Raw genomic sequence first — 14,720 nt, 5'->3', positions numbered from 1 at the left:
GATTGTGTCCGATCCGAATCCGGGCGTCCAGCCCCGGAAATGGCCCGTACATGCCCGCAACCGATCGACCGGCAGGTTTGCCCGGCGGGCGAATCAGCTGTTCACGAGCCTTTCACCAGGGCATTTCCGGCTGTTCCGACTTCACGCCCCGGCCGCTGGCGGACGGTCCCGAGGCCGATCCGATCGCGAAGTCCGATCGGCCGGGCCACCGACACCGTGCGATTGTCCGTCGGCAGTGCCGCGCACGACGCGACGCCGGTGTGCCACAGCAGGGCCCGCTACAGCGTCCCCGGACCGGACAGCAGGGTCACGGCCGATACCGCGGTGGGGCCACCGAGGTTGTGGGCCAGGCCGATTCGGGCGCCGTCCACCTGGTTGACGGCCTCGCCGCGCAGCTGCTGGAACAGTTCCACGCACTGGGCGACGCCGGTGGCCCCCGGCGGGTGGCCCTTGGTCTTCAGGCCGCCGCTGGGGTTGACCGGGAGGGCGCCGCCGACGGAGGTGACGCCGGCCTCCAGGAGCTTGTAGCCCTCGAAGCGCTCGGCGAAGCCGAGATCCTCGTAGCTCATCAGCTCGATACCGGTGAAATAGTCGTGGACCTCGGCGACGTCGATATCGCCGGGGGTGAGCCCGGCCATCGAGAACGCCTGCCTGGCGGCGCGGACCGTCGCCGGGAAGGTGGTCATGTCCCGCTTGTGCTGGTGCATCACCGAATCCAGGCCGAGCCCGACCCCTCGCACCCAGACCGGGCGATCGGTGTAGCGGTCGACGACGTCCGAGGCGGCCAGCAGCACGGCGGCGGCGCCGTCGCTCTGCGGGGCGCAGTCGAAGCGGCCGAACGGGCTGACCACGGTCGGGGCATTCAGCACCTGTTCGAGGGTGACCTCGAAACGCAAGCGCGCCTTCGGGTTCCGGGCGCCGTGCCGGTGGTTCTTCACCGCCACCATGGCCGTGTGCTCACGGGTGGCAGGCGACTCGTGCAGGTACCGGGCCACGTGCATGGCGAAGCCGGCGGGGGCGATCAGGCCCAGCGGGTAGTCCCAGGCCTGGTCGCGGGTCATCGCCTCCCACTCCCACATCAGGTTCTTCGACGGGGATTCGCGGACCTTGTCCGCACCCACCACCAGCGCCACGTCGAAAGCGCCGGAGGCGATACCGAACAGGGCATTGCGGATCGCGTCGTTGCCGGTGGCACAGGAGTTCTCGATGCGGGTGACGGGAATGTCGGGCAGCCCCAGGGTATCCGCGAGGTTGCCGGAGGGGAATCCGTCGGTGGTGCCCATGGCCCCGAACCAGGCCGCCTGCACGTCCGACTTGCGCAGGCCCTTGTCGACGCTGCCCGCGCACTCGGCGTACGCCATCGGCAGCAGATCCTTGATGCCGAGCGCGAAATGCTCGGCGAACGGCGTCATCCCGGCGCCGACGATGGCGACTCTTCTCAAGACACACCCTCCAGAGGCTCGAAGGCGTAACCGTAGTCGGGCACACCGGAACGAATCGCGACCCGCCGCAACACCATCCGGCCGCGGTCGCCGATGCCGACCACGCCCGGATCGGCGCCGGTCACCTTCACCAGCGCCCGCACGCCGACCTCGTCGAGTTCGACGATGACCAGCGAGTACGGGCTGCGCAGCCCGGGGACCGGAACCTGCACGGTGACACCGGTGTACACGGTTCCGGTGCGCGGCAACGGCACCAGCGTGTAGTCGGTGCTCAAGGTGCCGTCGTCGCCCACCCGGTAGCGCGGCGGGAAGTCCAATTCGTCACTGCCGGAATGCTTTCCGGCCTCCCAGCGCACCTTCGCCTCGAATGCCCGCTCGTAGGCGGCCAGCGAGATCGGGATGTCGCCGCCGGGCACCACATATCCCTCGGGGACCGTGCGCGCGGCCGGTTCGTGCCGATGCACCGCGGCGACGCCGTCGGCGACGGTCACCCCGGAGAGGCTGGCCTGCTCGATACCGGCCAGCAGACCGGTCTGACCCCATTCGGCCATCGCGGCGAGCGCGAACAGTCCGGCGCCGGCGCCCAGGGTGGGCAGCCGGGCCGGCTCGCCGACGCACAGCGCCTCGGCCTCCCGATGGTCCACCCCCGCGACCGCCGCGGGGGTGTCGACCCAGGCCGCCGTCAGCGAGGCCAGCAGGCCGCGCTCGTGCAGCAGTCGCGGATCGCCGTAATCGTGGATACCGACCGCGTTGCGGGTGCGCACCGGCAGGCTGCGCGCGATCCGCGCGGCCGTGCGCACCTGGAGTCCCCGCTCCCCCACCAGCGCGGCCGCGGCTCCGGCCGGCTCGGTGTCCACCCCGATGATCAGGGTGCGGGGACGGGCGGAACTGAGCGCGTCGAGCGTGGCGGGCGCGCCGCCGAGCCGCTCGGTCACCTCCAGTTCCGGATCCAGGCCGAGTCCGGCCAGCAGGACCGCCGCATTGCTGCTCTCCAGCAGCGGCAGATCCCGGCTGACCAGCACGACCCTTTCCACCGTGGCGCCGGCCAGCGCGGCGCGCCCGGCCTCGACGGCGAGGGTGATGGCATCCTCGTCGTCACCGAGCACGCGCGCGTGCGAGGCGCCCCAGCAGGGCAGATAGGTACCTATCGAAGCGATGTACGGCATGGCGACTTCTCCAGCGGCATTAGGTGATCGCGCCCGCTGTCTTGAGGGCGATGATGCGGTCCCAGTCCAGACCGAGTTCCAGCAGGACCTCCTCGGTCTGGGCGGCGAACTCCGGTCCGGGGCGCAGGTCCGGCGCGGTGACATCGAACTGCACCGGGCTGGCGACGAGGGTCAGATCGCCTGCCTGCCGGACGAATTCGTTGGCCCGCACCTGCGGATCGTCGACGGCCTGCAACGCGTCCTGCACCGGCGCCCAGGGCCCGGACAGGGTGGCGAGCTTCTCGGTCCACTCCGCGAGGGTGCGGGAGCCGATGGCCTCGCGCAGGATCGCCACGCCCTCCTCGGTGTGCTCGGCGATCGAGGCCGCGGTGGCGAAGCGCGGATCGTCGGCCAGTTCCGGGCGGTCGATGTGGCGGGCCACGTCACCCCAGAACTTGGTGGGCTGCAACATGACGAACGACAGGTAGCGGCCGTCCTTGGTGGCGTACAGCCCGGACAGCGGGTTGGTCGGCGCGCCGTGGGATCCCACCGGCGGGGCCTGCAACGGCTCCTTCACATAGGCCGACAGCGCGATGGTGTGGCCCATCGACCACAGGCCGCTGGACAGCAGCGACACGTCCACCACCGACGGCTCGCCGGTGCGCTCCCGCTTCAGCAGCGCCGCCGCGATCCCGCCGGCCAGGTTGGTGCCGGAGATGGTGTCGCCGAAGGCCGGTCCGGGCGGGTTGATCATGCCGTCCACATTCGGCGGCGTGATGGTGGCCGCGACCGAGCCGCGGCACCAGTACGCGGTCATGTCGAAGCCGCCCTTGCCGGACTCGGCGCCGCGCGGGCCCAGCGCACTGCCCCGGGCGTAGACGATCTTCGGGTTGACCGCGCGAATGTCGTCGACATCGATGTGGAACTTGGTGCGGTGTGCGGGCAGGAAGCTGGTGAGGAACACGTCCGCGGTCTTCGCCAGCTCGTGGATCACCGCCTGTCCCTCGGGATTGGACATGTCGATGCCGATGCTGCGCTTGCCGCGGTTGGCGTGCTCGACGTTCGGGTTCGGGTCGCCCTCCACCTTGAACTTGCCGATCTGCCGCAGGCCGCGCTGCGGATCACCGGTCACCGCGTGCTCGACCTTGATGACGTCGGCACCCCAGTCCGACAGCACCGCACCGGCCGACGGCACGAAGCCGTACATCGCGACCTCGAGGACACGGATGCCCGCCAGCGGGCCGCTACGCTCCGGCTGCTCGTTCTCGGTCATTATCGGGCCACCTCCGCCAGCGCCTTGATCTCCAGGAACTCTTCCATACCGGCCACACCGCTCTCGCGGCCGATGCCGGACTGCTTGAAACCGCCGAAGGGCACGTCGGCGGAGAAGTAGTTGCCGCCGTTGATACTGAACGTGCCGGTGCGGATGCGCCGGGCCACCGCCTTCGCCCGCTCCTGATCGCCGGAGAACACCCCGCCGGACAGGCCGTACTGCGAATTGTTGGCGATCGCCACGGCCTCGTCGTCGTCATCGAAGGGGATGACGGCCAGCACCGGGCCGAACACCTCCTCCTGCGCGATCTCGCTGTCGGGATGGACATTCGCGAGCAGCGTCGGCTGGTAGAAGAAGCCGGGGTCGACCTTCTCGCCGCCGAAGGCCAGCGTGGCGCCAGCGGCGACCGCGCGCTGCACCAGGCCGTCGACCTTGTCGCGCTGCCGCTCGCTGATCAGCGGGCCCATGTAGGTCTTCGGGTTGTGCGGGTCGCCGTAGCGGACCATGCCGAAGTTGGCCTTGACCAGCTCCACGATCTCGTCGTGATGCTGCCGCGGCACCAGCATGCGGCTGGTCAGCGCGCAACCCTGGCCGGCGTGCGTGACGATGGAGAAGCCGACGAACTGCGCGGCCTGCTTGAAGTCGGCGTCGTCGAGCACGATCGCCGCGGACTTGCCACCCAGTTCCAGGAACACCCGCTTGAGGGTATCGCTGGCCGCCGCCATGATCTTGCGGCCCACCGGGGTGGAGCCGGTGAAGGTGACCGCGTCGACGGCCGGATGCGTGGTCAGCAGCTCGCCCACGGCGACCTCGGTGCCGCCCAGCACGTTCACCACACCCGCGGGGATATCGGTCTTCGCGATGATCTCGCCCAGCGCCAGCGTGGACAGCGGGGTGTCGGGGGCGCCCTTGAGCACCACCGTGCAGCCGGCCGCCAGCGCCGGGGCCAGCTTCGCCAGCGCGAGTTGATGCGGGTAGTTGTAGGCCGCGATCGCGGCGACCACACCCGCGGGCTCCTTCTCCAGCCAGCGGTGGTGCGCGGTGCCGCGCACGTCCACGACGCCGAGATCCTCGGTGAAGGAATAGGTCTTCAGCAGTTCCGCGTAGTAGCGGACGATCTCGAGCGGGATCTCCAGCTGATTGCCCTTGGTGAGCACCACCGTGGCGCCGACCTCGGTGATGGTCAGCTCCCGCAGCTCCTCCACGTCGGCGCGCAACGCCGCGTACAACTGCTCCAGGCAGCGCCGGCGCAGCGCGACGTTCGTGGACCAGTCGGTCGTGTCGAAAGCGCGGCGCGCGGCCAGGATCGCCTGCTCGGCCTGTTCGAGCGAGGCGTCGGGCGCGTATCCGAAGATCTCACCGGTGGCCGGATTGATCGAGGGGAAGGTCTGCTCGGCGGTGACCAGTTGTCCGTCGATCAGCAGCCGCTTCACCACGTCCTCCGGGGCCGCGCTGATCGCGGCGTCGGCCGAGGTCGCCGCCGCTGTTTCCTGAGATGGCATACGGTCTCCTCCAAGATGGAAACAACATTCTCTTTATTGGAGAATGATACATTCGTCTGCGGCGGACTCTAGCAACAATCCCGAACTCTCGACACCCCCGCCGACGACCTCGAATTTTGCCGTCGCCGCATCTCGGCGGTAACTCGACGGCGAGATTGCTACAGCCCTTGCGTAGCCATTCCGCGCGAGAGTACGGTTCTCACATCCGAAAGGGAGATTCTTGTGATCGACACTACAGCACTGAGCCCCGCGTTAGGGGTGGAGGTCACCGGCGTCGACGGGCTCGACGACGCGGTGATCGCCCGGTGCCTGGAAGCGCTGAAATGGCGCGGCGTGCTGCTGATCCGCGGTCTGCACCTCGACGACGAGGCACAACTGACGTTCAGCCGCCGGCTCGGCACGGTGCTGGCGCCGGGCGGCCGGGAGATCTTCACCGTATCCCTGGACCCCGCGAAGACCCCCGCCGCCGAGTATCTCAGGGGAACGCTCTGCTGGCACATCGACGACACCACCAACGACGTCCCGGCGAAGGCGACCATGCTGACCGCCCGGCACGTCGCGATGGTCGGTGGCGGAACCGAATTCGCCAGCACCTACGCCGCCTACGAGGCGATGACCGACGAGCAGAAGAAGCGGTACGACGGCCTGCGCGTGGTGCACAGTTTCGAGGCCGCGCAGCGACTGGTCCATCCCGAGCCCACCGACGCGCAGCTGGCCGACTGGCGGCGACTGCCCACCCACGAGACGGATCTGGTCTGGCAGCGCGCCGACGGCCGCCGCTCGCTGGTCATCGGCGCGACCGCCGATCACATCGTCGGCCTGGAACCCGGCGAGAGCCGTGAACTGCTCGACGAACTCCTGGAGTGGACCACTCAGGAACGCTTCCGCTACACCCACGACTGGACCGTCGGCGACGTCGTGATCTGGGACAACACCGGCATGCTGCACCGCGCGCTGCCGTACGACCCGAAATCCGAACGGACCATGCACCGCACCACCATCGCAGGCGAGGAGCCCTGGGCATGAACGCAGGTAAAACGGCCATTGTCACCGGCGGTGCGTCGGGTATCGGCGCGGGTATCGTCACCCGGCTGCGGGCCGACGGCTACAACGTCGCGATTCTCGACCTGAACCCGTCCGCGGACGACGACTTCGCCTACAAGGCCGACGTCACCGACCCGGACGAGATCGCCGCCGCGGTCTCCTCGATCCGCTCGAAGCTGGGCCCGATCACGGTGCTCGTCAACGGCGCGGGCATGGAGAAGTACCGCCGCTTCCAGAACCTCGACTTCGAGCAGTGGGAACGGATCATCGACATCAATCTGCACGGCGTCTTCCACGGCGTGCAGGCGGTGCTGCCGGACATGATGGAGGCCGGCTGGGGGCGCATCGTCAACATCTCCTCCTCCAGCACCCACTCCGGTCAGCCGTTCATGTCCGCCTACGTGGCGGCCAAGTCGGCGGTCAACGGTCTCACCAAATCCCTTGCCCTGGAACTGGGTCCGCACGGGATCACGGTGAACGCGGTGCCGCCGGGGTTCATCGACACCCCGATGCTGCGACGCTCGGAGGAGAAGCAGCTGCTCGGCGGGACCATCGAGGAGCATGCCCAGCGCACCCCGGTGCGCCGGGTCGGGCTGCCCTCGGACATCGCCGCCGCCGTCGCCTTCCTCGTCTCCGAGGACGCCGGGTACATCACCGGGCAGATCCTCGGCGTCAACGGCGGTCGTAACACGTAACCCCATATCCCACCCGGATTTTCGAGTGGGGCAGCCCGAAGAAGAACTAGGAAAGGACAAGCCGTGGGACGCGTAGAGGGCAAGGTCGCCTTCGTCACCGGCGCCGGACGTGGACAGGGCCGCAGCCATGCGGTCAAGCTGGCCGAAGAGGGCGCGGACATCATCGCTGTCGACATCTGCAAGCAGATCGACACGATCCAGTACCCGCTGTCGCGGCCGGAGGACCTCGAGGAGACCGCCCGTCTGGTCGAGAAGACCGGCCGCCGCATCCACGCCGAGCAGGCCGACGTCCGTGACGGCGGTGCCCTGAAGGCCGTGCTGGAGCGGGGCGTCGCCGAGTTCGGCCACCTGGACATCGTCGTCGCCCAGGCCGGGATCGCCGGTATGAAGGGCGATCCGGCGTGGCAGGCGTGGTCGGATGTCATCGACACCAACCTGATCGGCACCATCAACGCCGTGCAGGCCGCGCTGCCGTACCTGGAGGAGGGCGCCTCCATCATCGCCACCGGTTCCACCGCGGCGCTGATGGATGCCTCCAACAAGCCCCAGGTCGGCACCGATCCGGGCGGTGTCGCCTACATGGTGGCGAAGCGGCTGCTGTCGCAGTACATCAACGACATCGCCACCCATCTCGCGGCGCGCAAGATCCGGGCCAATGTCGTGCATCCGACCAACTGCAACACCCCCATGTTGCAGAGCGAGCCGATGTACCAGTCGTTCCGTCCCGACCTGGAGCACCCGACCAAGGAAGACGCCACCCCGGCGTTCTACGTGCAGCAGGCCATGCCGATTCCGTGGATCGAGCCGGAGGAGATCAGCAACATGGTGCTGTTCCTCGCCTCGGACGAATCCCGTTACGTCACCGGTACCCAGCAGCGCGTGGACGCCGGTGGTTACCTCAAGTGGTACGACTACCACGTCTAGGAGAAAACGCATGAAGGTACGCGTCGATTCGGAGCGCTGCCAGGGTCACACGCTCTGCGCCATGATCGCCCCGAAAGCATTCCAGCTCAGTGAAATCGACGGTCACTCGACCCCGGTGAGCGAAGACGTGCCGGCCGATCAGGAGGATGCGGTCCGCGAGGCCGTGCACTCCTGCCCGGAACAGGCCATCTCCATCTACTGAACAGGACAGCGCAGTGACTGTGGACAACGGGCCCGCCGTGACCGAGCAGGCCGCACACCGACAGCCGACGTTCCATTTCGATCGGCACACCGCGGAATATCGTGAGCAGTTCGGCGATATCACCCGCGACATGCAGGAGAAGTGCCCCGTCGCATGGTCGGAGACCTACGACGGGCACTGGGTGGCCGCGGGCAACCGCGAGGTGTTCGAACTGGCCCGTTGCCCCCACGTCTCCAACGAGAACGATTTCGACAACACCCGCCGCGGGTACAAGGGCATCTCGATTCCGACCCCGGCGCGTGCCCGTGGCGTGCGCGGCGGCATCCTGGAGATGGACGGGTCGGAGCACCGGGAGTTGCGAGGTGCGCTCAATCCGTATCTCTCACCGGCAGCGGTCAATCGGTGGATTCCGTTCGTGGACGAGGTCGTTCGCGCCGCTCTCGACGAGAAGATCGAGAGCGGCCGGATCGACTTCGTCGACGAACTGGCGAACATCGTTCCGGCGGTGCTCACCCTGGCGATGCTCGGCATCCCGCTGAAGAAGTGGGTCGTCTACAACGAGCCGGTGCACGCCGCCGTGTACACCCCGCCGGATTCGCCCGATATCGAGCGGGTCACCGCCCTGCACGCCGAGATGGGCCGGGATCTGCTCACCAACTACTTCGAGGTGAAGCAGAATCCGCGTCCGGGCATGATCAAGGCCGTCGCCCAGTCCACCATGAACGGGGAGCCGATCCCCGACATGGAGGCGCTGGGCATGCTGGGCCTGATCATCGGTGGTGGTTTCGACACCACCACCGCGCTGACGGCCCACTCCCTGGAGTACCTGGGCCAGAATCCGGACAGCCGCGAATTGCTCAGCAAGGAGCGGGATCTGATTCTGGACTCGGCCACCGAGGAGTTCCTCCGCTACTACACACCCGCCCCCGGCGACGGTCGCACCTTCGACGCCGACGTCGAGGTGGCGGGCAAGGAGTTCAAGGAGGGCGAGCGGCTGTGGCTGTCCTGGGCGATGGCGAATCGGGATCCCTCGGTCTTCGAGAATCCCGGCGAGATCGATCTGGAGCGGAAGGGTAACCGCCACTACAGCTTCGGTCTCGGCGTCCATCGCTGCATCGGGTCGAACATGGCCCGCATGGTGTTCAAGCGGATGCTGCTGGCCGTGCTGGACCGGATGCCCGACTACGTCTGCGACGCGGAGGCGACGGTGCACTACGACACCATCGGCGTCATCCAGGGCATGCGGCACCTGCCGGCGACGTTCACTCCGGGACCGAGAATCGGTGCCGGACTGGACGAGACACTGGAGAAGCTCCAGCAGATCTGCGACGAGCAGCAGCTCGCCGAGCCGGTGACCGTCCGCAAGGACCAGGCACAGATCTGATTCCGTCATCCGCCCCGCTGCCGCCGCGACCTTCCGCGGCGGCAGCGGGGCGGTCCATGCACACGATCGACCGAGGAGGCGACATGGCCGACGCATCGGGGCGTCCCCTGCCGCAGCTGACCCTGCTGAACGAGTTCTTCTGGACCTCGGGCGAGGACGGGCAGCTGCGCATCCAGGAATGCCGATCCTGCAACTCCCTGATCCACCCGCCGCAGCCGGTCTGCCGGTACTGCCACGGCACGGACATGGGCGTGCGGGTCGTCTCCGGCACCGGCACCCTCGCCGGATTCACCGTCAACCACCGGTTCCCGATGCCGGGAGTGCCGACGCCGTTCGTCATCGCGCAGGTCGCGCTCACCGACGATCCGCGGGTCCGGTTGACCACCAACATCATCGACGCCGAGCCCGAGGCGCTGGAGCTGGGGCAGCGGGTCGAGGTCGTGTTCGAGCAGCACGAGGACGTGTGGCTGCCGATGTTCCGGCTCGCCGCCGAACAACCGGCGACCCCGGATCCGTTGCCGCGCGACGAGATCGAGCCTGGCGAGTTCGGCAAGCACATCCGGCCGATGCTGCGGCAGCAGAAGTTCGAGGACACCGTCGCGCTCACCGGGATCGGCATGTCGCAGATCGGCCGCCGGTTGATGCGGCCGCCGCTGGCGCTGACCGTCGAGGCGTGCGAGCGCGCGGTCGCCGACGCGGGCCTGACGATGGCCGATATCGACGGCCTGGCAACGTATCCCGGCGGCGGTGAGATGGGCGGCTTCAACGAGGGCGGCGTCACCGCGCTGGAGGCCGCGCTCGGCCTGAAACCCACCTGGCACAACGGCGGCATGGAGAGCTTCGGCCCCAGCGGTTCGATCATCGCCGCGATGATGGCCGTCGCCACCGGAATGGCCCGGCACGTGCTGTGTTTCCGCACGCTGTGGGAAGCCACCTTCACGGATCTGATGCGGCAGGGCAAGATTCGCCCCGGCCGCGGCGGGCGCACCGGCAGCTGGCTGTACCCCTTCGGCGCCTCCTCGGCCGCGCACACGCTGGCGATGAACGCGCAGCGGCATTTCCACCGTTACGGCACCACCAAGGAGACCCTGGGCTGGATCGCGCTCAACGCGCGCGCCAACGCGGAGCTGAATCCCACTGCGATCTACCGGGATCCGATGACGATGGACGACTACCTGTCCGCGCGCCCGGTGACCACCCCGTTCGGCCTGTACGACTGCGACGTGCCCTGCGACGGCGCGGTGGCCGTGATCGTCTCCGCCGTCGACACCGTCGCCGATCTGCCGGTGACACCGATCCTGGTGGAGGCGGTCGGCACCCAGATCGTGGAGCGCATCGACTGGGACCAGTCGACGCTGACCCACGAACCGCAGGTGCTCGGCCCGGCCGCGCACGTGTGGACCCGAACCTCGTTGCGGCCCGGCGATGTCGACGTGGCGGAGCTGTACGACGGCTTCACCATGAACGCGCTGTCCTGGCTGGAGGCCCTGGGCTTCTGCGGGATCGGCGAGGCGAAGGACTTCCTCGACGGCGGCAAGAACATCGCCCGCGACGGGCTGATCCCGCTGAACACCCACGGCGGCCAGCTCTCGCACGGCCGCACCCACGGCATGGGCCTGCTGCACGAGGCCATCACGCAGTTGCGCGGCGACGCCGGGGACCGTCAGGTCGCCGACGCCCGCGTCGCCGTGGTCTCCAGCGGCGGCCTCACCCCCGGCGGGGTGCTGCTGCTCCGGGCGGATTCGTGAGCCGCGCCGCCCTTTCCACCCCCGAGCAGAGCGCCGACGTCGCCGTGAACTGCCGTGAACCGCGCACCCGCACCGGGGTGCCGATCCGGAGGACCGAGTGACGATCATCGACGCCGAGCTACCGATGCTCGGCAACAGCGAACCGGCCCCCGTGCTGGTCGACGTGGACGGCATCCCGATCTCGGGCCTGTTCGCCCCCGCTCCCGAACCACGCGCGGTCGTCCTCGCCTTGCACGGCGGCGCAACCACTTCCGCGTATTTCGACTGCCTCGGCCATCCCGAGCTGTCGCTGCTGCGCCTGGGTCCCGCGGCCGGATTCACCGTGATCGCGCTGGACCGGCCCGGTTACGGCGCCTCCCGGCCCTACGGCGACGAGGTCGCCGACGGGCAGCGCCGCGTCGACCTGATGTACGCCGCCGTGGACCGGATTCTCGGCGATCTGCCGCGCGGCGCGGGGCTTTTCGTGCTGGCGCACTCGGCCGGCTCCGAACTGGCGGTCCGGATGGCCGCCGATCCGGAGCGCGGGCCGCGGCTGCTCGGCGTCGAACTGTCCGGCACCGGGCGGGAGCGGCAGCCGCTGGCCGAGGAGATCCTCACCGTCCGGCCGCGGCCGGACAACGCGCGGGTCGGGAAGCTGCTGTGGCAGCCGGGCCGGCTGTATCCGCCGGAACACGTCGGCGGCGGGCTGATCGGCGCCGCCGGTCCCCGCTACGAGGGCACGCTGCTCAACGAGTGGCCGGAACAGCATTTCCCGGCGCTGGCCGCGCGGATCCGGGTGCCGGTGCGATTCACCGCCGCCGACCACGAGCAGGTCTGGCGCAACGATCCGGAGGGCCTGCGCGAGGTCGCCGCGCTCTTCTCCGCCGCGCCCCGGCTGATCTTCGAGACCCAGGACGACGCGGGCCACAACATCAGCATCGGATACACCGCGACCGCCTACCACCTGAAGGTGCTGGCGTTCGCGGAGGAATGTGCGGTCGCCCGGCGGGCCGGGGCATACTCCGATCCGGCAGAACAGTTCGACGGCGCCGCGGCGCCGGAGCAGAGGAGGTGAGGCGGTGCACGTCACGGATGTCGCGCTGCTGTTGGTCCGCGTGGTCGTCGGGATCACGATGATCGCGCACGGGGTCAACCATTGGATCGGCGGCGGCAAGATCGCCGGCACCGCGCGCTGGTTCGGCGGGCTGGGGCTGAAGCAGCCGGTGCTGCAAGCGTGGCTGAGCGTGCTCACCGAGGTCGGCGCGGGTGTGCTGCTGATCGTGGGCCTGCTGACCTCGTTCGCGTCGGCGGCCGTCGTCTCGGTGATGCTGGTCGCCGGTCTGCTCGCGCATCGGCCCAACGGGTTCTTCGTGTTCAAGGAGGGCTACGAATACGTGCTGGTGCTGGCCGTGGTGGCGGTCGCGATCGGCATCCTCGGGCCGGGCTGGCTGTCGCTGGACCATGCCGCGGGGATCGAGATCACCGGCTGGGCCGGCGGCGGCATCGCGCTGCTGCTGGGCGTCGCCGGTACCGCCGGGCTGCTGGGCGCCTTCTACCGCCCCCAGCCGAAGGCCGCGGCCACCGAGGCCGCGGCGTAGATGTGCCCGGGCGTCGCGGTCGCGGCGCCCTTGTTCGGATGTCAGGAGGACAGCTGATGCGGGTCGGATTCATCGGCCTCGGCAGCCAGGGCGGGCCGATGGCGCGCCGGATCGTCGAAGAGGGCTTCGAGACCACCCTGTGGGCTCGCCGCCCGGAATCGTTGGCGCCGTACGCCGACACGGCGGCGAAGACCGCCGCCACCCCGGCGGAACTGGCCGCCGCCAGCGATCTGGTGTGCCTCTGCGTGGTCGCCGACACCGACGTCCGCCAGGTGCTGGAGGCCGAGGACGGCGTGCTGGCGGGCCTGAAGCCCGGCGGGATCGTGGCCGTGCACTCCACCGTCCATCCGGACACCTGCCGCGAGCTGGCGGACAAGGCTGCCGCGCACGGGGTTTCGCTGATCGACGCGCCGGTCAGCGGTGGCGGCCCGGGTGCGGCCGCCCGCCGCCTGCTGGTGATGGTCGGCGGCCCCGACGAGACGGTGGCGCGGGTGCGCCCGGTCTTCGAGAGCTACGCCGACCCGATCGTCCACCTCGGTGGCGTCGGCTCCGGCCAGGTGGCGAAGCTGCTGAACAACCTGCTGTTCACCGCGAACCTGGCCACCTCGGCCACCACTCTGGCCCTGGGCGAGGCGCTCGGCGTCGACCCGCTCGAGCTCGGCAAGGTCATCTCGCACGGCACCGCGAACAGCTTCGCCCTCGGCCGCATCATCGACGGTACCGGCGCCATGGACCGCCTTGCGCAGCACGCCGGTGGCCTGCTGCGCAAGGACGTCGGCCTGATCGCCGGTCTGGCCGAGGCCGCCGGGGCCACCCCGGGCGTGGTGCTGGAGGCTGCCGACACCACGCTGGGCCTGATGAACCACTCCCGCTGACGATGGCCGTCCCGCCGTCCGAGGGCAGTGCCCACTACTCATCGACGAGGAGACGATTCGCATGCGACTGGGATTCGTAGGCGCCGGCCGGATGGGCCGGCCGATGGTGGACCGGCTGGTGCAGGCGGGCCACGAGGTCGCGGTGCTGGGCCGGTCGCCCGAGAGTCGCGGCGCGCTGGCCGATTCCGGCGCGCAGGCGCATGCGGACCTCGCCGCGGTGGCCGCCGGCGCGGACGCCGTACTGGTCTGTGTCTTCACCGACGACCAGGTCCGGCGGGTGTGCGTCGACGACGGCCTGGTGGCGGCCATGCGACCGGGCGCCACGCTGGTGGTGCACACCACCTGCAACCCCCGCACGGTCGAGGGCCTCGCCGAACACGCTGCCGCACATGATGTCTCGGTGGTGGACGCCGCCGTCAGCGGCGGCCCGCACGATATCGCCGCGGGCCGCCTCACGATCCTCGTCGGCGGTGCCGAGGCGGCCTTCGCCGCCGTCTGCCCGGCACTGTCCGCCTACGGCGATCCGGTGCTGCACGTCGGCGCGCTCGGCCACGGCCAGCGGGTGAAGCTGGTCAACAACGCCGTCTTCACCGCGAACATCGGATTGCTCGCCGCCGCGGTGGATCTCGGCAAACAGCTCGGCATCGACGAGACCACCCTGCTGTCCGCCCTGCCGCACGGCAGCGCCGCCAGCCGCGCCCTGGCGGGCGTCGCCGCGAAGGGTTCGGTCGCCGGATTCTTCGACTCCGTCGGCGAATTCGTCCGCAAGGACATCGCCGTGGTCCGCAGCGTGACCGCCGACCTCGGCACGGATCTCGGCGTGCTGGACGCGGTGATTCCCGCGAACTCCTGACACCGGCCGGTATCGGGCCGAGGCCGTCGGGATCGGCGTATACGGCGGGGCCGGTC

14 protein-coding genes are annotated in these 14,720 nt (G+C 69.5%); 10 read left to right on the top strand and 4 right to left on the bottom strand.

All coding sequences use genetic code 11. From position 1 onward, the window contains the following. Positions 1-278: 278 nt before the first annotated feature. Genes LBW94_RS00255 through LBW94_RS00240 form a run of 4 tightly spaced genes read right to left on the bottom strand, consistent with a single transcriptional unit; the run spans position 279 to position 5,362 of the window. Entirely contained in the window at positions 279-1,442 is a 1,164-nt protein-coding gene (locus tag LBW94_RS00255; RefSeq protein ID WP_225056106.1) for a thiolase C-terminal domain-containing protein, read from the bottom strand. Next, positions 1,439-2,608: an OB-fold domain-containing protein gene (locus LBW94_RS00250; RefSeq protein ID WP_225056108.1), complete on the bottom strand. Its 1,170-nt coding sequence runs from the start codon at positions 2,606-2,608 to the stop codon at positions 1,439-1,441. Before LBW94_RS00250 ends, LBW94_RS00255 begins: the two co-directional genes overlap by 4 nt. A 19-nt stretch (positions 2,609-2,627) precedes the next feature. Continuing rightward, complete coding sequence (locus LBW94_RS00245) at positions 2,628-3,860, bottom strand: CaiB/BaiF CoA transferase family protein (RefSeq protein WP_225056110.1); 1,233 nt, start codon at positions 3,858-3,860, stop codon at positions 2,628-2,630. Then, entirely contained in the window at positions 3,860-5,362 is a 1,503-nt protein-coding gene (locus LBW94_RS00240; RefSeq protein WP_225056112.1) for an aldehyde dehydrogenase family protein, read from the bottom strand. Before LBW94_RS00240 ends, LBW94_RS00245 begins: the two co-directional genes overlap by 1 nt. 222 nt (positions 5,363-5,584) lie before the next feature. Here LBW94_RS00240 and LBW94_RS00235 point away from each other — a divergent pair, with 222 nt between their 5' ends. The 10 genes from LBW94_RS00235 (at position 5,585) to LBW94_RS00190 (ending at position 14,664) form a co-directional block, all read left to right on the top strand. Next, a complete protein-coding gene (locus LBW94_RS00235; RefSeq protein ID WP_225056114.1) occupies positions 5,585-6,388 on the top strand; it encodes a TauD/TfdA dioxygenase family protein in 804 nt (267 codons plus the stop codon). Continuing rightward, positions 6,385-7,101: an SDR family NAD(P)-dependent oxidoreductase gene (locus LBW94_RS00230; protein ID WP_225056116.1), complete on the top strand. Its 717-nt coding sequence runs from the start codon at positions 6,385-6,387 to the stop codon at positions 7,099-7,101. Before LBW94_RS00235 ends, LBW94_RS00230 begins: the two co-directional genes overlap by 4 nt. A gap of 63 nt (positions 7,102-7,164) precedes the next feature. Next, positions 7,165-8,025 (top strand): mycofactocin-coupled SDR family oxidoreductase, encoded by an 861-nt coding sequence (locus tag LBW94_RS00225; RefSeq protein ID WP_225056118.1) that lies wholly within the window; start codon positions 7,165-7,167, stop codon positions 8,023-8,025. 10 nt (positions 8,026-8,035) lie between these two features. After that, entirely contained in the window at positions 8,036-8,227 is a 192-nt protein-coding gene (locus tag LBW94_RS00220) for a ferredoxin (protein ID WP_225056120.1), read from the top strand. A 13-nt stretch (positions 8,228-8,240) separates the two neighbouring features. Continuing rightward, on the top strand, positions 8,241-9,611 hold the full coding sequence (locus LBW94_RS00215) for a cytochrome P450 (RefSeq protein WP_225056122.1): 1,371 nt from the start codon (positions 8,241-8,243) through the stop codon (positions 9,609-9,611). Positions 9,612-9,694: 83 nt separating this feature from the next. Continuing rightward, the gene (locus tag LBW94_RS00210; protein ID WP_225056123.1) at positions 9,695-11,359 is read left to right on the top strand and encodes a thiolase C-terminal domain-containing protein; all 1,665 of its coding nucleotides are present in this window, start codon (positions 9,695-9,697) and stop codon (positions 11,357-11,359) included. 124 nt (positions 11,360-11,483) lie between these two features. Further along, positions 11,484-12,413, top strand: coding sequence for an alpha/beta hydrolase (locus LBW94_RS00205; protein WP_225056212.1), 930 nt, complete (start codon positions 11,484-11,486; stop codon positions 12,411-12,413). A gap of 4 nt (positions 12,414-12,417) precedes the next feature. Then, positions 12,418-12,936, top strand: a complete 519-nt coding sequence (locus LBW94_RS00200; protein ID WP_225056125.1) for a DoxX family protein — start codon at positions 12,418-12,420, stop codon at positions 12,934-12,936. 56 nt (positions 12,937-12,992) lie between these two features. Next, positions 12,993-13,811, top strand: coding sequence for an NAD(P)-dependent oxidoreductase (locus LBW94_RS00195; RefSeq protein ID WP_225056126.1), 819 nt, complete (start codon positions 12,993-12,995; stop codon positions 13,809-13,811). 61 nt (positions 13,812-13,872) lie between these two features. Next, positions 13,873-14,664, top strand: coding sequence for an NAD(P)-dependent oxidoreductase (locus LBW94_RS00190; protein WP_225056128.1), 792 nt, complete (start codon positions 13,873-13,875; stop codon positions 14,662-14,664). Positions 14,665-14,720 lie beyond the last annotated feature (56 nt).

It is taken from the genome of Nocardia sp. alder85J (assembly GCF_020176955.2).
Classification (GTDB): domain Bacteria; phylum Actinomycetota; class Actinomycetes; order Mycobacteriales; family Mycobacteriaceae; genus Nocardia.
This window is presented reverse-complemented; position numbering and strand designations above follow the sequence as displayed.